Origin of the sequence: Rhodohalobacter sp. SW132, assembly GCF_003390325.1 — a bacterium.
In the GTDB taxonomy this organism is placed as follows: Bacteria; Bacteroidota; Rhodothermia; order Balneolales; family Balneolaceae; genus SW132.
On sequence record NZ_QUOK01000003.1, the window covers coordinates 414,522 to 440,004 of the forward strand.

13 protein-coding genes are annotated in these 25,483 nt (G+C 45.2%); 9 read left to right on the plus strand and 4 right to left on the minus strand.

All coding sequences use genetic code 11. The features are described from left to right. Nucleotides 1-87 precede the first annotated feature (87 nt). Together DYD21_RS08705 and DYD21_RS08710 are read left to right on the plus strand one after the other, a co-directional pair. Nucleotides 88-2,778, plus strand: a complete 2,691-nt coding sequence (locus tag DYD21_RS08705; protein ID WP_116035351.1) for a valine--tRNA ligase — start codon at nt 88-90, stop codon at nt 2,776-2,778. An 88-nt stretch (nt 2,779-2,866) separates the two neighbouring features. After that, nucleotides 2,867-3,766 carry an ABC transporter substrate-binding protein gene (locus tag DYD21_RS08710; RefSeq protein ID WP_116035353.1) on the plus strand — a complete coding sequence of 300 codons (900 nt, stop codon included), beginning with the start codon at nt 2,867-2,869 and terminating at the stop codon, nt 3,764-3,766. 42 nt (nt 3,767-3,808) lie between these two features. On the opposite strand, the gene DYD21_RS08715 is transcribed toward DYD21_RS08710, so the two are convergent. Then, entirely contained in the window at nt 3,809-4,591 is a 783-nt protein-coding gene (locus DYD21_RS08715; RefSeq protein ID WP_116035355.1) for a hypothetical protein, read from the minus strand. A gap of 269 nt (nt 4,592-4,860) precedes the next feature. Here DYD21_RS08715 and DYD21_RS08720 point away from each other — a divergent pair, with 269 nt between their 5' ends. The 4 genes from DYD21_RS08720 to DYD21_RS08735 all read left to right on the plus strand — a co-directional run bounded on the left by DYD21_RS08720 (nt 4,861) and on the right by DYD21_RS08735 (nt 9,642). Beyond that, nucleotides 4,861-6,189, plus strand: a complete 1,329-nt coding sequence (locus DYD21_RS08720) for an asparagine synthase-related protein (protein WP_116035358.1) — start codon at nt 4,861-4,863, stop codon at nt 6,187-6,189. Beyond that, nucleotides 6,182-7,129, plus strand: a complete 948-nt coding sequence (locus DYD21_RS08725) for a radical SAM protein (RefSeq protein WP_116035361.1) — start codon at nt 6,182-6,184, stop codon at nt 7,127-7,129. Before DYD21_RS08720 ends, DYD21_RS08725 begins: the two co-directional genes overlap by 8 nt. 267 nt (nt 7,130-7,396) lie before the next feature. Further along, nucleotides 7,397-8,899 (plus strand): NAD(P)/FAD-dependent oxidoreductase, encoded by a 1,503-nt coding sequence (locus DYD21_RS08730; protein WP_158551466.1) that lies wholly within the window; start codon nt 7,397-7,399, stop codon nt 8,897-8,899. A gap of 146 nt (nt 8,900-9,045) precedes the next feature. Next, on the plus strand, nt 9,046-9,642 hold the full coding sequence (locus tag DYD21_RS08735; protein WP_116035365.1) for an outer membrane protein: 597 nt from the start codon (nt 9,046-9,048) through the stop codon (nt 9,640-9,642). Nucleotides 9,643-9,958: 316 nt separating this feature from the next. Here the strand turns inward: DYD21_RS08735 and DYD21_RS21015 are convergent, their stop codons facing one another. Continuing rightward, nucleotides 9,959-10,099, minus strand: coding sequence for a hypothetical protein (locus DYD21_RS21015; protein WP_158551468.1), 141 nt, complete (start codon nt 10,097-10,099; stop codon nt 9,959-9,961). Nucleotides 10,100-10,303: 204 nt separating this feature from the next. On the opposite strand from DYD21_RS21015, the gene DYD21_RS08740 reads away from it, so the two are divergent. Beyond that, nucleotides 10,304-13,675, plus strand: a complete 3,372-nt coding sequence (locus tag DYD21_RS08740; protein WP_116035368.1) for a VCBS repeat-containing protein — start codon at nt 10,304-10,306, stop codon at nt 13,673-13,675. A gap of 570 nt (nt 13,676-14,245) precedes the next feature. On the opposite strand, the gene DYD21_RS08745 is transcribed toward DYD21_RS08740, so the two are convergent. Then, the gene (locus DYD21_RS08745) at nt 14,246-16,006 is read right to left on the minus strand and encodes a RagB/SusD family nutrient uptake outer membrane protein (RefSeq protein WP_116035371.1); all 1,761 of its coding nucleotides are present in this window, start codon (nt 16,004-16,006) and stop codon (nt 14,246-14,248) included. Nucleotides 16,007-16,041: 35 nt separating this feature from the next. Beyond that, nucleotides 16,042-19,365: a TonB-dependent receptor gene (locus tag DYD21_RS08750; protein ID WP_116035373.1), complete on the minus strand. Its 3,324-nt coding sequence runs from the start codon at nt 19,363-19,365 to the stop codon at nt 16,042-16,044. Nucleotides 19,366-20,127: 762 nt separating this feature from the next. Between DYD21_RS08750 and DYD21_RS08755 the strand changes: the two genes are divergently transcribed. Continuing rightward, nucleotides 20,128-23,859: an FG-GAP-like repeat-containing protein gene (locus tag DYD21_RS08755; protein WP_116035376.1), complete on the plus strand. Its 3,732-nt coding sequence runs from the start codon at nt 20,128-20,130 to the stop codon at nt 23,857-23,859. A gap of 80 nt (nt 23,860-23,939) precedes the next feature. Continuing rightward, nucleotides 23,940-25,433: a PQQ-binding-like beta-propeller repeat protein gene (locus DYD21_RS08760; RefSeq protein WP_116035378.1), complete on the plus strand. Its 1,494-nt coding sequence runs from the start codon at nt 23,940-23,942 to the stop codon at nt 25,431-25,433. The last annotated feature ends 50 nt before the right edge of the window (nt 25,434-25,483 follow it).

Genomic DNA, 25,483 nt, shown 5'->3' on the forward strand with positions numbered 1-25,483 from the left:
CAATATATATGGGTTGAAGCAGAGGCGTGGTAAGCTTCTGTGCAGACCCGTTTTTTATTTCACCATCCCTGTATCAAATCTTTTTAAATGAGTACTGAAGAGCTTACGAACGAAGAAATTCCAAAGCATTACGACCCCGCCGCCACCGAACAAAAATGGAGTAATTTCTGGGAAGAGAATCAATTTTTCCACTCAGAACCCGATGACCGGGAACCGTTTACCGTTGTGATTCCTCCGCCAAATGTTACCGGTGTGCTGCACATGGGGCACATGCTCAACAACACCATACAGGACGTGCTGGTCCGGCGGGCGCGTATGCAGGGCAAAAACACCTGCTGGGTTCCGGGAACCGATCATGCATCGATCGCCACCGAAGCGAAAGTGGTGCAGAAACTTCGTAAAAAAGGGATCAAAAAAAGCGACCTCTCCCGCGATAAATTTATGGAACACGCCTGGGAGTGGACCGATCAGCACGGCGGCATCATCCTGCAGCAGCTGAAAACCATCGGGGCATCCTGCGACTGGAAACGCACACGCTTTACGCTCGAAGAGGAACTGTACGAAGCGGTGATCAGCTGTTTTATTCAGCTTTATGAGGATGGATACATCTACCGCGGCAAGAGGATGATCAACTGGGATCCAGCTGCACAAACGGCACTCAGTGATGAAGAGGTCATCCATAAAGAAGTTCAGTCAAAACTCTACCACGTCAGGTATAAAATTAAAGACAGCGATCAATATGTAACGATCGCCACCACCCGGCCGGAAACCATTCTCGCGGATACGGCCGTTTGTGTGAATCCCGATGATGAGCGCTACAAAGGACTGATCGGAAAAACCGCCATCATCCCGATGGTAAACCGTGAAGTTGAGATTATCGCCGATGAATATGTTGATCCTGAATTTGGTACCGGCTGCCTGAAAATCACACCTGCCCACGATCCGAACGATTACGATCTGGGGATAAAGCACGGACTGGAAATTATTGATATGCTCAATGCAGACGGCACACTTTCTGACGCCGCTGAGCATTACGTGGGCAAAGACCGTTTTGAAGCTCGAAAGCTGATCATAAAAGATCTGGAGAAACAGGAGCTGCTCGTTAAAACTGAAGATATGCCGAATAAGGTGGGTTATTCCGAGCGGACTGATGTGGTCATTGAACCGCGTCTTTCCCTGCAGTGGTTCTGCAAAATGGAAGAGCTGAGCAAACCCGCCCTCGACAACGTATTGAACGATGAGGTTCAATTCCACCCGGCAAAGTTCAAGAACAGTTACCAGCACTGGATGGAAAACATCCGCGACTGGTGCATTTCGCGTCAGCTCTGGTGGGGGCACCGGATCCCCGCCTGGTATTTTGGGGATGGTGAGAATGAATACGTCATCGCCCGCACTGAGGATGAAGCACTGGAAAAAGCGCAAGAAAAATCAGGGAAAACACTGACCGCCGATCAGCTCAGCCAGGATGAAGATGTACTCGATACTTGGTTCTCCTCATGGCTCTGGCCCATCTCTGTGTTTGACGGAATCAATAAGCCGGATAACCGTGAAGTAAACTACTATTACCCGACACAAGATCTGGTGACAGCGCCAGAAATCATGTTCTTCTGGGTGGCACGAATGATTATGGCCGGGTACTACTTCCGTGATGAAAAGCCGTTCAGCAATGTCTATTTCCATGGAATAGTTCGAGATGAAAAACGGCAGAAAATGTCGAAAAGCCTGGGCAACTCGCCCGATCCGCTCAAGCTGATAGAAAAGTACGGAGCCGACGGAACCCGCGTGGGAATGCTGTTTGCATCACCGGCCGGAAACGACCTTCTTTTTGATGAAGCACTTTGCGAACAGGGCCGAAATTTCTCGAACAAAATCTGGAACGCATTCCGGTTTCTCTCGATGAATAAAGAGGCGGGCACGGAATATACGCCAACACTCGAACTCGATTCCGACAACCTGGCCGACCGCTGGATGAAGTCGAGAATTCTCTCCACAATGAAAGAAGTGGAGAACGATTTCGAAGCCTATCGTCTCAATGAAGCACTGAAAAAACTCTATTCACTGGTCTGGGATGATTTTTGTGACTGGTATATCGAAGTATCCAAATCGGATGTGCCGGGCGAAAATATGCCAAAGGAGAATCTTGAACGTGCACTTGGTTTGTTTGAGCTGCTGATGAAGCTCCTGCACCCGTTTATGCCGTTCATAACCGAAGAGATCTGGCAGCGGATTCAAAACCGGTCGACTTACGAGGCACTCACCATCAGCGAATGGCCGGATATCGAAGGGGAAGCTGATTCTGAAGCGATCGAACTATTCAGACAAATCCAGGAGCAGATTTCGGCCATCCGAAACATCCAGGCCGAAATGGGGCTCTCGCCGAAAGCTGAACTGGAGATAAAGATCAAACCCGCCGGAAGTGAGCTGGCTCAGCAGCTGGAAACCGAAAGCTGGATCTACCATAAATTTCTCACGATTTCAGATATTCAGTTTGATACATCCATCGACAAACCGAAAGCGTCAGCCTCTGCCCTCGTTCGCGGAACCGAGCTGTTCATTCCGCTTGAAGGATTGATCGACCTCGACAAAGAAAAAGAGCGTATCCGAAAAGAGATCGCAAAAATGGAAGGATTTCTGAAAAGTGTGAACGGCAAACTGTCGAATGAAAAGTTCGTAGAAAACGCACCTGACGCTGTTGTGGAAAAAGAGCGACAGAAAAAAGCTGATGCTGAATCAGATATAAAAATTCTAAATGAATCACTTGAAAACCTTGAGGCTTAACTAATTTAACCCGTCTATATATATTTTTTCTAATTGCTGTTTAATTCTGAATGAATATAGATCGTATGATTCTAAACCGGCTTTACATATGAAACATCCTGCTATACTTTCTGCTTTCCTCATTTTAATTCTTCTGGTTTCCGGCTGTGTGGCCGAGAGTGATCAGGTTGAACGGGAGTATGATGGTCCGGTTACCTGGGCCGCCGTGCAGGATGAAGGGCATGGCGTTCTGAGAGTACTTTATGTGCCGGCTGATGGATTTGCTTATACAAACGAAGAGGGTGAGCTAACGGGATTAACCGTTGAGCTTATCATCGATTTTACCCGGTTTCTCGCAGAAGAGCACGATGTACTGCTGGAACTCGATTTTGTGGAGGTCGAAAACTGGACCGATTTCTATAACGACATTGTGGAGGGCGAAGATGGGATGATCGGGATGGGCAATGTGACGATCACAGAAGAACGTCGTGAAGAACTATCGTTCAGCCCTCCCTACATGACAAACATTGCATCGCTGATTTCCCACATCAACACAAATGAACTCACCGGGTTTGAAGAGATGAGCAGCGTTTTTGAGGGTCGGGATGCACTCGCCTTTGAGGGAACACTGCATGAAGATCGCCTGAGAAATCTCACCGAACAGTATCACCCCGATGCAGAAATTGCACTTGCAACTTCTAACGATGAAATCATCGAACGCGTTGGGGCATCAGACTCCTATTTCGCCTACATCGATATTTATAACTACTGGAGGGCAGTCGATCGCGGAGCAGATATTCAGCGCCATGAAGCCGGCGATGAAGCCGCTGAACAGTTTGGCTACATCATGCCGCTGAACTCCACCTGGGAGCCCGTTCTGAATGAATATTTTGAAAAGAACGGCGGACTTCTGCTAACAACCCGTTACCGTGAAATCATGGCAGAACATCTGGGCGAACGGCTCACAGAACTTCTCATCGAAGCACACCGGCAAGAGATTTCGGAGTAGCCGCACACTCTTGGAATAATTTCCCGATCGATTATAAGCCGGCTAAATCACACTCAATTCTGCCCTGAAGTAAGTGTAAAAGAGACTGGTCTGCCCTTCAAAACCCGACCGGGTTCCGAACATCAGCCAGGCATTTCCCTCTCCATCTGTGGTAACCGTATCATGCCCGGAGTCGCTGCTCACTTCTTTCATCTCATAGATATAATCTTCATCGCAATCCCGGGTATTCCCGATATGACCGATTATACTATTCTGGTACCACTCCTGCGGATCCCCACTCTCGTATTGCAAATTTAACAGATAATAGTCGTCTTCTACGATTTGCTGAGGCATCTCGGCGCTGGCTGACGTAATTACCCGCACTGCGTTGCCGATTGGTCCGCCAATTCCCGGACACCCTTCAGGAGCATTTGTTGCAAATCGAACCGTGGTTTGAACATCATATGTGGTATTCGGCTGCAATCCTTCAATTTGTTTTCTGAAGAGCATTTTTACATCATCACTGTGATTAATCCCACTGATAAAGAGACTCTGCTGCTCCGTATCAAGAGGTTCGGGAAGTGGCCTGTAATCAGATATTAATTCCATTTTGTCACTCCAGCCCACATTATATCCCGTAAAAAAAGGTTCCCAATCGAAATCCGATTCTTCAAAGCTGTATTCATAGATTTCAGTCTCCTCAACCGGAAGAGTATCATCAGTAATATCGCAGCTAATGATAAAAACGGTTACGAGTCCAACCAGCACAAAGGCGCTAACTTTATAGAATTGGTCTGAACATCTTTTTAATTTTGATAGAATAAAATTTCTGAGTTGAAAAAACATAATAATGTTGTGATTTATTTAAATCATCCGATTATTAAACATGAACTTTTTTAAATGAATTTCATTCATGTTATCATCTCTATTTTCACACGAAAAACATTCCTGATTGTTTCATTATGAGCTTCAAAGAACTGGAGATTAAAATCCATAACTCTTTATCGGAGGGCTCTGCATAACGAGATCTGCCTCATTTCCCTATTCCGGCACACAACTTTTTGCTATCTTCTGCGTGTTGATATCAACTATTATTTTTTAAAATCTATTGCCTTATGCCTCATATTGCCAAAAAATTAGATGATTTTGTAAGCCTGATCGATCCTGCAGAAAACCAGATTTTTAATATGTCTGCCGAAGAAGCTGAACGTGTGATTGCTTCAGGCGACCCTGAAAAAATCCGGGAAATTGAAGGCTCTTTTGCCATTGTTCAGAAAGTGGGTCAGCAGGTGTTTTTGTCCCGCTCCATCGGCCGGCCGATGCGATACTTTATGGCAAAACAGGTCTCGGGTCCGCTTCTGATCGTTGCCGAACGAATCGATGAAATTTATAACTATTTGAAAGAGCTTGGATTTGCAGATCAGTTCCGCCCCGACTATACACGCATGGTTCCTGCTCACTATCTTGTACGGCTTGATGTGATCGGATGCCCGGATCCCAATCCGCAGTTCAACCGATATTTCACTCCCGAACGAAACACGATGAATGCGGATCTTGATCAGATTGGAAAGACCTACATCGAAGCACTCCGGAATGAGTGCCGAAAATGGCTGGAAACCGTTCCCGAAGATGAACCGATCGGCGTGCTCTTTTCCGGTGGGATTGACAGCGGCTCGGTATTCCTCACGCTCTATCACCAGATGCTGGAGATGGGCCTCTCCCCTTCGCGATTGAAGGCGTTTACGCTCTCCGTGGGCCAGGCCGCTGATGCCGACCAGGCGTTCGATTTCCTGAACCAGCTCGGTGTGTCGATGTTCCTGGAAGTGATTGAGGCAGATAAGTCGGAGCTGGATTACAAAGAAACCATCCGGGTGATTGAGGATTACAAATTACGTGATGTGGAGGCGGCTACAATGACGCTGACACTCTGCAAAAAAATCCGCGAAAAATATCCGAACTGGACCTGGCTGGCCGATGGTGATGGTGGGGATGAAAATATGAAATCGTACCCGATCGAAGATAATCCGGAGCTGACCATCCGAAGTGTTCTCAACAATCCGCTGCTCTACCACGAAGGCTGGGGTGTGGATAAAATCAAGCACTCCCTCACCTATTCAGGCGGACAGAGCCGCGGGCATATCCGCACATATGCGCCGGCTAAAAAACATGGCTTTAAAGGATTCAGCCCGTACTCACTGCCGAACGTAATCGAAGTGTCGGAAGGAATTCCCTTCATTCAGCTCACCGACTGGAGTCATGAAGAGCTATATGCGCTGAAGGGTGATATCGTCCAGCGTGGAGTAAAAGCCGTTACCGGCCACGATATGCCGGCGTTTCCAAAGCGCCGTTTTCAGCATGGCGCGATCGATGAACAGGGATACAGCGAGTTGTTTCCCGAAAACGAGATGGAGTACAGAAACTACTTCCGGTCACTTTATGCCTGATTCACAGCTCATCACCAAACTGCGTCCACCCAAAAAAAGCGTGGATCCGTTCAGGCCTTATGGCTGGCTGCATGAACAGGAACCCGGCCCGGATGGACGCCTGGTGGATGTGAATACGCTTTTCCTTACTAATAAGGAGTGCTCGTTCAAATGTGTGATGTGTGATCTCTGGAAAGATACGCTTGATGAGCCCACGCCTGATGGTGCCATTCCGGAACAGGTCCGGTTCGGGCTTGATCAGCTTCCGGATGCAGAGATGATCAAGCTCTATAACAACGGAAATTTCTTTGATAAGAAAGCCATTCCGCCGGGTGGTCACGAAAAAATAGCCCGGCTGCTGGATGGATATAGCACCGTACTGGTTGAAAATCATCCGAAGCTTTGCAACCAATCGGTCACCGATTTTCAGAAGCAGATTTGCGGTCAGCTTGAGGTGGCGATGGGACTCGAGTCGATCCATCCGGATGTGCTGCCCAGGCTCAATAAACAGATCACAAAAACCGATTTCCGGAAAGCATCTGAATTTTTGATTTCAAACGGAATTCAGACGCGGGCATTTATCTTGCTGAACCCGCCATTTCTGACAGATCCGCGGAAGAACATCGAATGGTGTCTAAAAGCCGTTGAGTTTGCGTTTGATTGCGGGATTGGCACCTGTTCCATCATTCCAACACGTCCGGGCAACGGAATCATGGACCAACTGCTCGAAGACGAAGATTTTGTTCCACCCACGCTTGGCGCCCTTGAAGAAGTATTTGACCGAGCGCTTCAAATTGGCCAGGGACGCGTCTTCGCCGACACATGGGATCTCGAAAAATTTTCAGATTGTCCCTACTGCATCGAAGCCCGAAAAAATCGTCTGCACAACATGAATCTGCAGCAGATGGTGCTGCAACCGGTAAAATGTTCGTGTAAGAGATCTCCCCTTGAGGGGAGATGATGAAAGCGTTCAGCATTTCATCTGAGGGGTGTTTTCTCGTAGATGCTGATATAACAGTTGACGTCACCACGAATCGTCATCGCGGACCCCGATCTGCGATCTCCAATCCTCGCATAGCAATACGCGTTACCCATAACTCAATACTGACCAACGAACCCAAATGGGTGATGCCGCATCTAGTGCGGCATGACTTGTTTCATTGCTATACGATTTACCCATCACACCATCTTCAAACATCTTTCATCAATAATCTGTAATCTATCCCCTATGACGTACGACTTCCTCAGTATTGGCAGCGGATTTGCCGGATCGCTTACGGCACTCTGTCTAAAACAATCGGGCTATAGGGTTGGAATTATTGAAAAAAATTCCCACCCGCGGTTTGCGATCGGTGAATCATCCACTCCGATTGCCGACATGATATTGCGGGATATCGCCAGTCGGTACGATCTCCCCTGGCTTAATAAACTTTCGCGCTATGGAAGCTGGCAGGAGCACTACCCCGAACTCACCTGCGGCATCAAACGGGGATTCAGTTATTATAATCATGAAGCGGGAAAAGAATTTTCATCCGATTACCATCACTCCAATGAACTGCTGGTTGCAGCAAGTGTGGATGATGAAAATTCAGACACTCAATGGCTGCGATCCGATCTGGATCACTTTCTCGTCAAACAGGCAAAAGAGTACGGTATTGAATACTATGACCAAACTGAGATTCAACACGTTCAGCGTAATCCATCCGGAAACTGGTTGATCTCGGCTCATCGGCCGGATGGCACTCTTCAGGCCGAAACAAAATTCATCATCGACGCAACCGGATCTTCAGCATTTTCTGAAAAATTCTTCAATACAGCTTCAACTTCTGAGCCATTTGAAACGAACAGCCGCGCGATCTACTCCCACTTTAAACAGGTTCCCCTCTGGCTGAATCATCTTGAATCGAACGGGTTCAAAACCGATGATTATCCCTACAATCCCGATCACTCTGCTCTTCACCATATCCTGGAGGAAGGGTGGCTCTGGATGCTCCGGTTTAACGATGATCGCCTGAGTGCCGGACTGGTTCTGGATCAAAACCATTCATCTGATTTCGAATCAGTATCCGGGGCAGAATCCTGGAACCACATCATTAAGAAGTATCCGACACTTTATGATCTCTTTGGTGACTCGAAACGTTGCGAAGATCCGGGAAAAATCATCAAAACAGGACGGCTTCAGCGGCGGCTGGATCGCATGTTTGGGGATGGATGGGCGGCGCTTCATCACACCGCAGGTTTTGTGGATCCCCTGCACAGCACAGGAATTGCGCACACACTGTCAGGAGTTGAAAAGCTGCTGGATATCATCAAAACAAACGAATTTCATCAAAAATCAATCCAGAGAGAACTGAATCGATATCAGAAAGAGTTTTTTAGCGAGCTGGAGCTGATCGATCTTTTGGTCACGGGATGCTACATAAGCCGCCACAATTTTGAACTGTTCACGGCGTGGACGATGCTCTATTTCACCTGCACCATTCAGTATGAGCAGCAGAGATTGTCGGGTGACCGGACGGGACGATTTCTGAGCGCAGGCCATCCCGAACTTTCATCCATTGTCCGTAATCAATATCGGAGCCTTGTAAATCTCACCGAAAACGGATCGACCCGAAATGAGAATGAAGCGTTCATCAAACAGATCAGAGAGAACATCAAGCCATTCAATATTGCCGGTTTGATGATGCCGGAAAAGCGAAATATGTATAATCATACTGCAGTTAAGCTTTAGACAAAATCAACCAGTGACCACGATCTGTCATAATATTTATGACAATAGAATGGCAAGTAATTTGACCCTCCTGGCCCGGAACATCTTTGGATTAATTCGATATAGTATCATCGTAACCCTAAATAAGTCAAAAAGATAGAACAATTATGATACATCGAATATTGGTTATTTTATCATTGATGCTGGGAACCGCTGTCTTTACAGCAAGTGCACAGTCAGCTGCAGAACGTGCGTCCATTTCCGACACCTTTGGATTTGGCCCGCGCCTGGGATATTACAAAGCACAGGATGCTGATGAAGGTAATTTTTACGGAGGAGCGCAAATGCGTATCCGTCCGGGAGCTATTATTGGGATTGAAGCGGCGGTGGAATATCGTGCCGGACAAGAGTATGGAATTAATGGTAACTCTGTGAAAACAAGTTTTGTGCCGGTAACGGCATCCTTACTTGCATTTGCACCGGTTAGCGAAAACTTTTCTCCCTATGGAGTTGCCGGTCTTGGAGCGTATTATACGCGTTATACTACATCCGGAGTTCTTGAAGATCTGGGATTTGATGACGACAGCGATTTCAACCTGGGGTATCACCTTGGGTTCGGAGCTGAAATACCATTTAATGAAAATGTGGCCTTAAATATCGATTATCGCTACCTCTTTTTAAATCCAAGTGACAATCAGGAGTCGCTCGATGGCGCCAGTTTTAGCGGCAATACGATCTCCGCAGGACTGATGTTCTATTTCTGATTCTGAAAATGAATCGTTTTCGATAAGATATCAAGACGGGATGATGCATCAACTCGGGCGTTTATGCCTTGAAGAGTTGACATCAACAAAATGCCGGGAATTGAGATGACTGTCCGTTTTGGGACTGTTTGATCAGTTCGCGGCATTTTTTTGGGTTGATTTAAAGGTGTATGGATTTTGAATTAGCTCAATGCCTGTTCAAAGAAACATAATGTTCCTACGGAACATCCCAGGTTCGGGACCGCTCTTATTTCTGCAAATGTACCGTCTCTCCGAGACGGATTTGTAATAGACATCATGCTGGATCTCCACGTCATCAAGAACCCGATCCGCGATCTCCAACCCGCGATTTCATGAAGGCCTTCATGCTCCACCGGAACAGTATGTTTGCAGAAATAACTTCGAAAAAGGAGTCGGATACACGATTTGATAAAGTATCGATATGTGTAATATTCATTCTTGGTTATCAATAACGGTTTATTCATTTTATCCTCATTCCATTATCTGAATTATAATAGGATTAAGGTGCATGTATTGTGTATAAACAAAGGGAATTACAAATAGGGAGTTTTTATATATTGTACTCAGGGGGATCTCGAAAATCCATCATCTATTGATTCAACTCGTTCGCCACCGATATTTTCTATCATATTCTTAGCAGATGGCAATCCATACCAGGTTAATATTTATATTCATTATTTTCGCTCTGTGCCTATCGGGCTGTACACCTGGTGATCAAGCTGATCCTTTATTCCGGGAACTTTCTTCGGATCATACATCCATCACATTCAATAACGCCATTGTTTCCAATGATACGCTAAACGCTCAAACAGATCACTTTCTCTATAACGGGGCCGGTGTTGCTGCGGGTGACATCAATAATAATGGTTTAACGGATCTGTTTTTTTCAGGCAACTTTGTTCAGAGCCGCCTCTATTTAAATCAGGGCAATATGGAGTTCCAGGATATTACCGAGCATTCCGGAATTCAAACAGACCGAAGGGTCACCGGCGTTTCTATGGTCGATTTGAATGGTAATGGCTACCTGGATATCTATTTGTCAGTATCCGGTGCTCCCTGGTCGTCACCTGAAAACAGAAGAAACCTTTTATACCTTAACAATGGTGATAATACATTTACAGAAGCTGCTTCCGACTACTCCATCGATGATCCTGGTTTTACCACACATGCCATCTTTCTGGATTATAACAAAAGCGGATACCTGGACCTGTTTCTTCTTGGCAACTCTCCGGAAGAGTTCGGGCGGGGTGATACAGGTGGCAGCTTCAGCGGTGCGAGAGCGCCCAATCCGTACGGATTAGACAGGCTTTACAGGAATAACGGGGATGGAACTTTTACTGATGTTTCGGAAGATGCAGGGATATTGAACAGACTAGGATATGGATTGGGCGTTGTGGCTACGGACCTGAACAACAATGGCTGGCCAGACATTTACGTATCCAACGATATCACCCCGAACGATGTGCTCTATATGAATAACGGTGACGGAACATTTACCGACAAAGCCGCCGAATATTTGAAACATACAAGTTTTGCAGGAATGGGAATCGATATTGCCGATTTTTCCAATAACGGATGGGCTGATATCATGCAAACAGATATGATGCCTGTAGAGCTGGAGGACCAGAAACGAATGAGCGGCTCTACATCATACAGTGCCTTCCAGCAGTTGAGAAATCAAGGTTATTTTCCACATTACAATACCAATACACTGCAGTTCAATCGCGGAACAACGCCGGAGGGCGACATCATTTTTAGTGAAATTGGAAGAATGGCAGGTGTGGCCTACACCGACTGGAGCTGGGCAGCGCTATTTGCGGATTTTGATAACGATGGCTTAAAAGATCTCTTCGTCAGTAACGGATATCCAAAAGCAGTAAATGATTTCGATTACCTTTCAGACATGCACAGGGTTCGGCAAACTGCTGACAGCCCGGATCAGATTAAACAGAGAGAACTCGAGATTCTTGAGAACCTGCATAGTTACGAAATCCCGAACCATATTTTTAAAAATAATGGTGATTTAACTTTTACAGATAAAACCAGCCAATGGGGAATAGATCACCCCCGGTTTTCATATGGTGCGGCGTACGCTGATTTAAACAATAATGGAAGGCTTGACCTCATAATCAGCAATATCAACAGTACAGCGCAAATTTATGAGAACACTGGCGCAGGTTCTGATGAAAACGGTTATTTGCAGATTGTTCTGGATGGTGATTCTTCAAACAGGCAAGGGCTTGGTTCCAGGATTATTCTTACACACAATGGAGTGAAGCAAACCATCTACCACACGCCCTACAGGGGATATATGTCTACAGTAGATCACCGAATCCATTTTGGCCTGGGCGATAGCGCCGGGGACACGGTTGATTCTCTTGAAATCTACTGGCCGGATGACAGATATCAGTTATTGACTGACGTAGAAAAAAACCAGGTTCTTACACTGTCCCAGGCTGATGCAGATTCCAAGCCGGATACAAACCCTGATCAAAAACCAAAAATTCAACCCCTATTGGAGCCGGTACAACCTATTAATGGGTTTGATATAACTCATGGTGGCAGCCGAATAAATGATTTCAATATCCAGACCACGCTCCCTTATAAAGTAACAAGCCAGAATATTACTATTGCAGCTGGAGATATCACCGGCAACGGCCTTGATGATATTTATATCGGTGGTTCTGCCGATACCGCCGGTAAGCTATATCTGCAGCAGGAAGATGGAGAATTTATTGAATTTAATGACTTCCAGCCATGGGAGAGAGATAAACGATATGATGACTGGGACGCACATTTCTTTGATGCAAACGGAAACGGACTTTTAGATTTATATGTCAGCAGCGGCAGTTTCAGGCTCTCGAATGTTTCGGAATTGCTTCAGGATCGGCTTTACATCAACCAGGGAGGCGGCAGGTTTATACGGGATGAAGATGCGCTGCCAAATATAAATACAGCAACAGCTGCAATTACACCCGGTGATTTTAACGGCAACGGCAGGATGGATCTGTTTATCGGTGGACGTTTGTCGCAAAGGAATTACCCTCACCCGGTACGCAGTTATATTTTGCGGAATGATGGCGGACGTTTTACTGATGTAACAGAGTCAATTGCCCCGGAACTTATCCATACGGGCGGCATGGTAACAGATGCGGTATGGATTGATTTTACAGGAAATAATACTCCTGACCTTGTGACTGTTGGAGAGTGGATGCCGATCCGGTTTTATGAAAATAATGGTGCACAATTTAACGATGTAACTGAATCAATGAATCTTCCTCCCTCCCGCGGCTGGTGGTATAGCCTTACTTCAGGGGATATCAACAACAATGGACATACGGACCTGATTGCCGGTAATCTTGGATTGAATTTTACTTATAAAACATCTCCTGAAAGCAGATTCGGCGTATATGCCGGTGATTTCAATGAAAACTGGAGAACGGAACTGATATTTGTTCAGGAGATAGATGGTATTGAATACCCCTTTCATGGTTTAGCCAAACTCGGCAATTCAATTAATCAACTGGGCTACAGTTACGATCGTTTTGAAGATTTTTCAAATGAACCCATTCATCGACTTTTTAACCGGGAAAAACTTGACCAGGCGCTTCATTACCAGGTGGACACATTTGCCAGTACGGTATTGATAAATAATGGGGATGGCACGTTTGCAAATGCAGAACTCCCCACAAAAGCCCAGATTTCACCCATCAATGATTCAATACTTCACGATATTGACTGCAGCGGCACCCCTGATCTGATTATAGCGGGTAATATTTTTGAAACCGAGCCCAATATTCCAAGAGCTGATGCCGGTAAAGGCCTGATTTTGAGGGGTGATGGCAGTGGCAGTTTTTCTCCGGTTCCACTTGTTGAAAGTGGCTTTCATGCCCCCGAAGATGCTAAGAAACTTCTTAAAATCAACACTCCGGAGGGGCCTGTACTTCTTGTGGCAAACCATAATTCGACTCCAAATCTGTTTCTTCCGGTGAACTCCTGCAGAGGACAGTAGATAGCAGATCTGCTTCTTGATTTGTAACCTCAGTTCGATTAATAATCAATTCCATTTATTCAGTACCAAGCCACTAAGGAACATCCCCCTTATTCTCTTTTTCTATAGACTGTGAGAAAACTATCTCCCAAAGAAATCGCACCTAAATAAGTTAAGATTTCTGTCTTTTCCATCGCCACCAGTCCTTCTGACTCACCCCCGTCCCCTCTCTACCGCGCCCTGGCGGGACTTGCCAGAGAGGGGAGCTTCGAAATGAGTTTTTCAACTTTAAAATATCAGGAGTGCTAAACAATTTACGGGAATATTTGCATAGCCTCTCAAAAAGGGACTTTTGAGATCATAATTTACAAATCGAATAGAACTCAGGTATATATTGAATGTAATTGTTACTGGAGATGCTGATATACGGTAGTTCGAGATAAGTATTAGGTTGAAATCAACAGTAAGGATGTAATTGGAATGAAGCGGCTGAAACATTATCAATAAAACACTAAGGCAAAAAAAATCCCGTGTACCACAACGGTCCACGGGATTTTTTAAATTATTTTTTAATTGCTTATAACCGGTGTTTTACCAGCCAGAATTTTGAATAAGCCTGTTTTCGCCATCAACCCTGCTTACGTCAATCTGGAAAGAAGGAATTGGAAAACGCTGGTGTCTGTCTTCAAAATTGGAAGCAGCTGACAAATAAGACCGCCTGCTGTTTTCACTATTTGTGTAATCATTTAATACATCTTCTACTACACCCCATCTCTTCAAATCAAAGAAACGGTGTCCTTCCATGGCCAGTTCAAGTCTTCTCTCATGCCGGACTGCTCTTCGCGCGAAATCCTGATCAGGAAATGAGTCATAAAGTCCTATGCTATAATCAGCCCAGGTGATTGAACCATGATCTATTGGAACTGCAATATTATCAGGACTATCTCCCGGCCCCTGCGCTGCTACGCCGGCTCGGGCACGGATTTCATTCACGATTTCCAAAGCATTATCAAGACTACCGGCTTCAACTTCGGCTTCTGCAAGCAACAAAAGTAAATCTGCGTAACGATATAGATGCCAGTTTACCGAGTTAAGGTGCGTTGCGTTCCAGCCAACATTACTTTCAGCTCCACTGGAAGCTTCATGAACATGTTTCTTAGGGCTGTAGGGCCCTCCATAACCCCGGTCACGAATCCAGCCTGATTCATGATTTCCCCAATCTTTAAAGGGAACGCCATCACGTCCGACGGTCCAGTCTAATCTGGGGTCAACCGGTACTCCGGCACCGGCAGCAAGTGCATCATTTCTGTTATCCCATGCAGGATCCGTCATCGCTAACGGTAATCCGTCATCATCTACAACAAAAAAGTTTACCAGGTTTTGTGAAGGTTGAAAAAATCCGCAGCAACCAAACGGGCTACCACTGTGCGGGTAGGCCAGGCGGATGTGGTAATTTGAGTTATCTCCCTCAGAATTACCATCATTGGCTGAAGCCTGGTAGGCGATAATTGTCTCCGGTCCGTTTGCATATTCACTGAACCCTGTCCAAACCTGCTGGAAGTTTTCCTCGAGATCATATACACCACTGGTACGAACTGCACGTAATGTGGTTAATGCATCTCCGTAGTTTCTTGCATCCGCCTGAACTCTTCCAAGCAAGGCCTGTGCAGTCCACGAAGTTGCCCTGCCCACCTGACCGTTGCGTGGAGATTCCGGCAGAAATGAGATCGCTTGTTGTAGATCATTGGTAATATTCCCAATAACATCAACATTTTCGTTCGATTTTCGGAAATCATCATCCTCCTCGAAATAGTATGGAATATTTTCCCACATTCTCCACGCATCATAATGATAGTACGCTCTTAAAAAAAGCGCCTCCCCCCGAATACTGTTTGCATCCGCTTCAGGTATAGCATTGGGATCATCCTCAAGCAGGCGATTCATCAGGCGTAATGTTGAATTTGCTCTGTTTACACCTTCATAGAGGGATGCCCACTTATCGTTCAGATACTCATCCGTACCACCGGTACTCCAGTTGTACAATTCTACGTCAGTAATCGGGCCCTGGTCACCCGGCTCCGAACCTTTATAAGCATCATCGGACGTTACACTTCCAAAGATCCAGTTACTTGACCCGGTACCCCATCCTCCAAAGCCGGCCCAGCCGCCCAGCATTCTGTAGGTGCCTATCAGGTTACCTTCTACTCCATTCTGGTTAGCAAGTGTTTGTTCATCCAGACTTCCCTGTGCTTCACCTACAAGAAAATCATCCTTACAGCCGTAAAAAAAACCTGCAATCAGCAGAAGTAAAGCCGTTCCATATAATATCTTCAAGTTTTGCAATGCTTTCATTGTCTTCGATTTTTTGGAATTAAAAAAGTTATGGATTAAAACGTAGCACTTACTCCAATGCTGATCGTCCTGTTACTTGGGTATGTACCGCGATCAACACCAATGGTTTGGTCCCGGACATTTCCGGCAGGACCTCCCACATTCGAGGTTGGAAGGGACGGATCGATGCTGCTGTACCCGGTTAGGGTAAACAGGTTTTCACCCTGCACATATACTCTCATGTTCCTTACGCCGGGTAACACACCTGGAGGGATGCTGTATCCAATTTGAAGACTTCTCATTCGTACATACGATCCGTCTTCGACATAAAAGCTACTGAATTCATTACTAAACGTATCATTTTGATCCAGACGTGGATAATCTGCACCAGGGTTGATCACTTCCGCATTCGCAACACGCTGGCCATCAACAACAGCAGGACCATCGATATTCAGCTCAGCAGAATTAGTGAGTACATCGCGCCGAACGTTTGTATTAAAGAGCCGGAATACATAAAACTCCTTCTGCACGTCAAAAATGTCGTTGCCAAATGAGCCAATGAAATTTGTATTAAAATCCCAGTTTCTCCACCTGACACCAATATCCAGTCCCCCAAGGAAATCGGGATGTGGATTTCCGATTACAGTACGGTCTGCTGCCGTAATTTGTCCATCGCCATCGGTATCCACAAAACGAATACGGCCGGGACGAGCGCCATCCTGGCTGGCATGGGCATCAACTTCATCCCAGTTCTGGAATATCCCGTCTGCTTTCATCCCAAAAAAGGCCCCAATCGGCTGACCAACAAAATTCCTGGAGATTGTAGCCCCTCGCCCACTGATAGGTCCGCTAAAAAAGTCTTGCTCACCATCTATTCTTAAGATCTCATTCTTATAATGAGTTCCATTCAGGTTCACACTCCAGACCAGATCATTTCCGATTGCACCCCGATAACCTACACTGAAATCAAAACCGGTATTTCTCATCATTCCAACATTTTGAATTGGAGGTGCCGCCCGGCCTGCTGATGCCGGCAGTGGCGGATCAAAGAGCAGATTATCCACTTCTCTCTGAAAGACGTCAAATACCAGGTTAAAACGACCATTGTAAAGTTCAAGGTCTATACCGAGGTTGTAGGATTCGTTCTCCTCCCACTTCAGGTCGTTATTTCCAATAGCGGTATTGCGAAAACCGGGAACAATATTCCCTCCTGATCCTGATATATCATAAAAAGTAGTTCCTGTAGACCCGCCAAACTGGTCAAAGAGCCGCCCTGTGGGTATCGATTGATTTCCGGTAATACCCCATCCGGCGCGAATCATGAGGTTGGAAATGAAGTCGGCATTATCCATGAAAGATTCACTGCTTACTCTCCATCCACCACTCACGGCGGGAAATGTACCCCAACGGTTATCAGGGCCCAGTCTTGATGAACCATCTCTCCGAACCGTGAGGCTCACATGGTATCGGTCATCAAAATTGTAATCTGCTTTACCAAACCACGATAACAGAGTACTATTGCTTCCGCTTGTACTCGTATTTTTCGTATCCGGATCAGCAAGAGCGTCCTGAATGTATCTTGAACTCAGGGAAGTATTAATATAATCGCTCATTGAGCTGGAGATAAAGCGGCTTTCCGTCTGGGTTACCTCCTGTCCGGCAAGAAGCGTAACATTATGACTCTGACCAAAAGTGTTCAGGTAGTTTACTGTGTTACTCCATGTCCATTCCTGGGATTCATTTCGGCCTTCAGTAAATCCATTGACAAAATTGGGTTCTGAATTTTCCGGAAAGATCGGTGCAAATGACGTAAAAGAATTATTTCCGAGATTAAAACCGAATCTTGTATTTACGAGAAGCTGATTTTCGATCAGTTCAGCTCTTGCAAATGCATTCCCGAATACCCGGTTATTTGAACTGATATCGTCCTTGTTGGAGTGGGCAACTTTTACAGGATTGGAGTTGTTTCCAAGTCCAACGGCTTTACCTGATGCGAAATTACCGCCAACGTCCATTACAGGTACTACAGGCTGGGTTAATATATTCTTACCAATTATGGTGTCTTCTGCTCCACCGCCCAAATCAATTCCTCCATAACTTTCATCACGAGCCAAGGTAATGTTCTCCCCGATCGTGATACGGCCGATATCAAATTCCGTGTTCACCCGTATCGTTCCGCGTTGAAAACGGTTATACTGGGCTGTTCCCTCCTGATCAAAATAATTAAAAGAGACATTATATCGGTTGTTATCACCACCGCCCGAAACAGCAATATTCATGTCGGATGTGATCCCTGTTCCAAAAACTTCATCCCACCAATTGGTTCCGGCACTTGCAGGCATAAACTGCTGGTTAATGTTGCCGGCATCACCATACAGATAATCATTTTCAGAGAATCCAAACTGTCCCAAATCATTTGTTTGATTTGTTCCATCATTTGGCCAGATATAGTTCGGAACGGATGGATTGTTAGGGTCACCGTAGATGTTAGTAGGAACACTTTCACCGGCATTTAAATTACTCCTTCTCACAACCTCATGATACTCCAGGGCATCCAGAATAAGAAAATCATCGTATCCCTTCACCGGTGTGGAGACACCAGTTCTCAGATTTACCGAAACTTCCGGCGCCCCTCTTTGCCCTTTTTTGGTTTCAATAATGATCACACCATTGTTTGCCCGGGACCCATAAATAGAAGCTGCTGAAGCATCTTTCAGTACCTGTATGGATTCAATATCATTTGGGTTCAGCCAGTTTGCAAAATCGTCCTGCACGGGTGTACCGTCAATAATGTAAAGGGGATCGTTGTTTTGAAAAGAACTGATACCGCGAATTCGAACGGTACTTCTTGCTCCCGGCGAACCACTTGATTGCACGGTAACTCCTGCAACTGAGCCCTCCAGCCGCTGCAGAACACTTGATGAGGTTTGGCTTGCAACATTATCCATATTGGCTGTTGAAATAGACCCGGTTATATCAGCACGTCTTTGCACAGAATATCCGGTAACAATCATTTCATCCAGTTCAGCAACTCTCTCAGTTAACTGTACATCTATTTCCGTTCTTCCGTCAATTGCTACTTCCTGACCTATATATCCAATAAACGAAAATGTCAGAACACCATCTGGCGGAGCCATAATAGTGTATTCACCATAAATGTTGGTTGTGGTACCTCTGTCTGTCCCTTGTACCAGGATCGTAACACCGGGTAGTGTTTCACCTGCTTCTGAAGTAACATTTCCTGTGACTTCAATGTCCTGAGCAAGAGCTGAGCCACAAATCAACAACAAAGAGAATAAACCTGCCACCGTATTCTTAAGAATCGAATAGCCGTTATTCAATCTGTCAGGTTTGTGCAAGCGTGATAACCTATTTACCATATTTGACCTTTGTTTAGAGTTTGTCTTTTTATTTAAAATAACCGTTCAAACATCACAGTCTTTTAAAAGCGCTTCCAAAATTTGTATACACTCTTATTCTTATTCAATCCGTATTCAGCCGATTCTTTTCATACTGATTCAATAAGAAAAGAACTCAATGACCATCACCGGTAATTACCACATTAAACAAGATTTTCTTTGCAGAGAATGACCGGCAACTGTCACCTATTTCGCACACAAATTATTGTTTAGCGAATTGTTAAAAGACTTTAAAAACTTCATAGACTAAGTAAAATCATTTTACTGAATAAAGCAAATAAAAGAAACTACAGGTAAAATAATCCCGAAAAATTAGTGATGAAAAAAACTTAAAATATTGTTATTCATGTATTTATAATGTTGTGCAAAATGAACAACATTAAATAATTCTTGCTCAATTCTATTTCAGAAGGGATATTAAAAAGTCTCAGTTCAGAATAAATATCCATACATTTTCTAATACCAGTGTATTCAAATTTTTACCTCATTTCATAAATGCGGACAGGAAATGAATTTTGGGGCAGTTGAGGGTTAACAGTAAGATCACTAACATATATCATCCTGAAACGGAGAGATACCTGAGCGAAATATGTTGAGAAAAATCTCTTGTTTCTATTATGATTGGGACAATTATCTAAACACTTTACTACCAACGTAGAGTGAATTAATGAAATACCACCCTTTTCAAGCAATTTTATTAAATCCATAACGAGTGATATCATCTTGAAATTCAGAGCCATTCTACTTATTACTTTCATTCATCTTGCACTTCTTAATTGCACTCCGGAAAAAATTGAACTCAACTGGGTTGACGAGGATGGATACAGCTGGGCCGAACTGAAAACCGATAAAAACACCTCTCCCGGTTTTGCGCAGGTATCATCGTCTATTACCGGTATCAATATCAATAATACACTTACTGATTCCCAGATCGATGAAAACCGGGTTTTGTTAAACGGATCAGGTGTGGCAGCCGGTGATATAAATGGTAATGGGCTTCCAGATCTCTATTTTGCAAATTTATACGGGGAAAACAGGCTCTACAAAAACCTTGGGGGATTTCAGTTCGAAGATATTACCGACCAGTCGGGTGTGGCTCACGAAGGGCATTTATCAACCGGTACTCTTTTTGTGGATGTAAACGGGAATGGGCATCTCGACCTTCTCGTAACATCCATCGATAAAAATAATTCACTCTATATCAATGACGGAAATGGAAATTTTACCCTGCAGCCCAATAGTGGTTTAGGACCTGCAAATGGAAGTATGAGCATGGCTGTTTCAGATATCAACGGGAGCGGATATCCGGATCTATATGTTGTGAACTACAAAAAGAAATCGGCCCGCGACATCTATTCGTTCAGAGATCTTGCCAGGGAAAATATGATTTTTCTCGATTCGCTCATCACTCCCTACAATGAGCATTTTACGGTAATTAACAGGGATGGTATGCCTCCGGATCCACGCGAGCTGGCAGAGAAGGATGAACTTTATATTAACAATGGTGATGGTACTTTTTCCCGGGTGGACGACACAGCAGAATACTTCAAAAAAAGTGACGGTTCTCCCTACGGACTTAAAAGAGACTGGGGCCTCACTGCCCGCTTCCAGGACCTGAATGGAAATGGCCTTCCTGATCTCTATGTAGCGAACGATTTCTGGACACCCGACCGGATCTGGATCAACCAGGGAGACGGCACTTTTAACGCCCTGGATACCCTGGCTATTCGCAATTCCAGCTTTTCATCTATGGCCGTTGATTTCTCAGATATCAATCGAAACGGATATACGGATATGTTCGTCGTTGAAATGTTGAGTACACAGCATCAGAAACGACAGGTGCAGATGGACACCGAGTACCCCTATCCGCTTCGTATGGGTGATTACCGCAACCGGCCGCAATATAACCGAAATTCTCTATTTTTAAACCGCGGGGATCAGACATTCGCTGAAATCTCCTATTTCAGCGGATTGCAGGCGAGTGAATGGTCATGGGCCACCCGTTTTATGGATGTAACACTGAACGGGTATGAAGATGTGCTCGTAAATACCGGTTTCAAACTGGATCTTCAGGATCTTGACGCACAACTTAACTACGTCAGTCGTGCAATCTCAAACCGATCCTCAGAAGAAGCTTCCCTCCTTCTCTATCCGGGATTACGGCAGGCCAATATTGCTTTCAGAAATAACGGCGATCTATCCTTTTCAGAAACAAGCAGTGAATGGGGATTCACAGAAGAAGATATCTCTTTTGGAATGGCTGTCGCGGACTTCAATAACAACGGGCTTCTTGATCTTGCTGTCAGCAGAATGGATAACAAAGGCGTTATCTATCAAAACACATCTCCCGGTTCAAGAATCGCGGTGCGGCTTCAGGGATCAGCTCCCAATACACAAGCCGTAGGTGCAAAAATTGAACTGCTGGGAGGACCCGTAGAAAGCCAATCAAAACAAGTCTTCACAAGCGGGGAGTATTTATCCGGATCTGACCCGCTGGTTGTTTTTGCTGCCGATCCTGAAAACAGAGATCATCAGCTGTTCGTAACCTGGCCCGATGGATCTAAAAGTATTCTTACAGGTTTGCACGCCGATCGTATTTATAAGCTTCGGGAATCTGAGCTTGAAAAAATCCCAGATGAACGTTTACCTGCAAATTTTGCGACAGAAGACTCCATCAGTTCAAACGAAACCGATCAACAACAGCCCATATTTCGCGATATCAGTGACCAGCTGGATCACATTCATCATGAAGATTCTTATGATGATTATACGATTCAGCCTCTGCTTCCCCAGAAATTGAGTCAGCTGGGTCCCGGTGCGGCCTGGTTTGATCTGTCATCAGATGGGCGCGACGAGCTGATTATTGGTTCAGGACGCGGAGGGAATGCTTCGGTTTTCCAGAGTAGTGATGGTGAAATTTTTACTCCAAAAGACATTGTGGAATTAACAAACCGTGTGTCCGGTGATCAGGCAGGAGTCGCAGCATGGTCAGCCAATGGACGACAGCACATCGTAGTTGGTATGGCCAATTACGAGCAAGGCAGTGCCAGGGTACCGTCTGCCATACACTACCAGTTGGAAAATGGAAATATGGTGGCTGTGAATTATCTGCCCGGCACATTATCTACCACGGGACCGGTTGCCGCCGCAGATTATAGCGGTAATGGCGAGGTAGATCTGTTCATAGGCGGAAGATTTCTGCCCGGGCAGTATCCGGAAAATGCATCCTCCCGGTTTTTCCAATTCAGAAATGGGGAATGGACTCCAGACCATCAGAATAACGATCTTTTTGATTCGGTTGGATTGGTTACAGATGCCATGTTCATTGATATCAATAATAATGGCAGCCAGGATTTAGTGTTAAGCACTGAATGGGGACCGATTCGTATTTTTGAAAATGACAGCGGCATTTTTACTGAACGAACAGATCAATGGGATGTTGGTGAACTGCACGGACTATGGCAGGGAGTTGCAGCAGGTGATTTTACCGGCAACGGATATCCGGATATCGTCGTAAGCAATCGCGGGGAGAATAGTCCGTACCAGGTTGATGATCCAAATAAGCCTCTTAAACTATTTTACAGTGATTTCAATCAAAATCGTCAGCTTGATATCATTGATGCCTATTACGATGATGATACAGAAGGATATGTTCCTCGCAGAAAATACCTCGATTTTGCACCTCTGCACGATAATGTTTTACTGAACATCGGATCTCACAATGAGTTTGCCAGTTCAACGGTTGAGGAACTGACCCACATGGAGCTGGAAAATATTCCGCATAAATCGGTTAATACGCTGCAGCATATATTACTTATTAATAACGAAGGCCGGGGATTTACACCGGTTCCGCTTCCTGTTGAGGCCCAGTTATCGGCTGGTTTTTATGTGGGAGTGGCTGATATGGATAACGATGGAAATGAAGATATCTTTATGACACAAAATTTCTACCCGGTCTACAATCCTCATAGCAATCCGCGATCAGATTCCGGCCGGGGACTCTGGCTGAAGGGTGATGGAACCGGAAATTTTGAAGCCGTACCGGGACACATTTCCGGAATTATGGTATATGGTGATCAGCGCGGAGCAGCACTGGGCGATTTTAATCGCGATGGGCGCGTAGACCTGGTCGTTTCACAGAATGCATCTGAAACACGACTTTTCCGAAATGAAACTGAAAAACAGGGTCTGAGGGTTACCTTCACTGATGGCCCGCCCGGAAATGTATCAGGAATCGGCTCATCGATCCGGCTCGTATATGAAGATGACAGTAAAGGAGCTGCCCGGTACATTCAGTCCGGTTCCGGATACTGGTCGCAAAACAGCCTGACACAGGTGATGGGATTCCGGGAAACTCCTGCTGCGGTTGAGGTAAAATGGTTTGATGGCATCATTCAAACCGTACCGATTGAACAGGATCAACTTGAAATCATCATCTCTTATTATGACCGGTAACCGGCCGTTGTCTGAAAAATTTCAATTTCCTGGTTTTGTTCATGCTTTTACTATCAACTATTTGAGAAGCTAAAAACGCCGTGAAAAAAATTATCCATTACACCCTGCCACTTCTGTTTCTTATTTTTGTTTCCTGTGAATCTGGGCAGACGACTACCTACATTCAGTTTGAGACTGTCTGGGAACGTGAATTTCAGGGAATTGGCACACATTCTTCACCAAGAACTGTGGATTTAACCGGAAATGGAACGGATGATGTTGTTTTAGGAGCCGGCGGTCTCGAAATGGAAGCGACCCCAACTGGTATATTAGCAGTTGATGGCGCTACCGGCAACACCCTGTGGACCCTGCCGGCAAGAGATCAGGTATTCGGGTCAGCCAGCTTTTTGGATATTACAGGCAACGGGAAAAAGGATATTCTCATCAATGGAAGAGCTGGAATGCTGTTTGCAATTGAGGGAGATACCGGTACGATTCTATGGGAGTTTTTGCCTGATGTCACTTTTGAAGAAGCAAAAAATATGGGCATCTATAATTTCTACAATCCACAGATAATCCCGGACCAGGATGGAGACGGCCTCCCTGATATTCTGATTGCTAATGGTGGTGATTACACAATACCTCCATATGATGAAAACCGCCCGGCTGGAAAACTCATGGTAATTTCATCTGCCAACGGCCGGGTTATTGCCGAAGCCACCGTACCGGACGGCAAGGAAACCTATATGTCTGCTTTAGCAGGACAGCTGAGTGAAAATGATACGACCTACAGCGTAATTTTCGGCACCGGAGGAGAAACAATCGGCGGAGCGCTGTATGCTGCTACTCTTGATGATATCCTGAATGGTGATCTTTCATCATCTTTGCTGCTTTCCCGGGGAGATGAAAAAGGGTTTATCGCCCCGCCCGTTTTAGCTGATTTGAATGGAGACGGGTACCTGGATATTGTTGCAAATGCGGTGGATGGAAGAACTCTTGCATTCTACGGCAGGGACTTCTCGCCGATGTGGAGCATAGAAACGAATAATACAGAAATCTATGGCTCACTTTCAGTCGGGAACTTTACAGACGCTTCACGGCTCGATCTGTTTACAAGTTATGCCATTGGAACCTGGCCTGACCTGAGAGAGAACCTGCATTTATTGATTAACGGCAGAACCGGAGAAGTTATGAACCGTGACACGCTTGGCGTTTTTCAAACCGCATCTCCCGTTACGGCAGATTTAACTCAAAATGGCCTTGATAATGCTATATTAAGTGTAAATATCGGTTATGAACAGTTTGATGGTGGATACCACTATAACCATCTGCTTGTTGGTAACGATTTTGAAAATAATCACCAGTTCTCCATCGACGATATACGTCCGGGTGCAAATTTATCCTCTACTCCCTGGATCGGGGACCTCAGCAATAATGGCCGGCTGGATATAATATATACTATCTCAAATGAGTTTGAGGATATTTTTGGTGTTAGTAGTCTGAGCCTGATCCGTTTACAGGCACAAACCCGAAGTGAAGCCAAAACCTCATGGGGTTCCTACATGGGCAGCAATTTTGATGGAATCTACAGATAGAATAAACCTGTAGATTCTCAACCTGTTTGCAGCTTTTGGTTTCTAAACGA

What these genes read in the sequence shown, in the direction of transcription:
- DYD21_RS08735 (WP_116035365.1), top strand. Translation starts at nt 9,046, where the DNA reads ATGATACATCGAATATTGGTTATTTTATCATTGATGCTGGGAACCGCT.
- DYD21_RS08745 (WP_116035371.1), bottom strand. Translation starts at nt 16,006, where the DNA reads ATGAAAGCATTGCAAAACTTGAAGATATTATATGGAACGGCTTTACTT.
- DYD21_RS21015 (WP_158551468.1), bottom strand. Translation starts at nt 10,099, where the DNA reads ATGAATATTACACATATCGATACTTTATCAAATCGTGTATCCGACTCC.
- DYD21_RS08715 (WP_116035355.1), bottom strand. Translation starts at nt 4,591, where the DNA reads ATGTTTTTTCAACTCAGAAATTTTATTCTATCAAAATTAAAAAGATGT.
- DYD21_RS08705 (WP_116035351.1), top strand. Translation starts at nt 88, where the DNA reads ATGAGTACTGAAGAGCTTACGAACGAAGAAATTCCAAAGCATTACGAC.
- DYD21_RS08750 (WP_116035373.1), bottom strand. Translation starts at nt 19,365, where the DNA reads ATGGTAAATAGGTTATCACGCTTGCACAAACCTGACAGATTGAATAAC.
- DYD21_RS08725 (WP_116035361.1), top strand. Translation starts at nt 6,182, where the DNA reads ATGCCTGATTCACAGCTCATCACCAAACTGCGTCCACCCAAAAAAAGC.
- DYD21_RS08730 (WP_158551466.1), top strand. Translation starts at nt 7,397, where the DNA reads ATGACGTACGACTTCCTCAGTATTGGCAGCGGATTTGCCGGATCGCTT.
- DYD21_RS08710 (WP_116035353.1), top strand. Translation starts at nt 2,867, where the DNA reads ATGAAACATCCTGCTATACTTTCTGCTTTCCTCATTTTAATTCTTCTG.
- DYD21_RS08740 (WP_116035368.1), top strand. Translation starts at nt 10,304, where the DNA reads ATGGCAATCCATACCAGGTTAATATTTATATTCATTATTTTCGCTCTG.
- DYD21_RS08720 (WP_116035358.1), top strand. Translation starts at nt 4,861, where the DNA reads ATGCCTCATATTGCCAAAAAATTAGATGATTTTGTAAGCCTGATCGAT.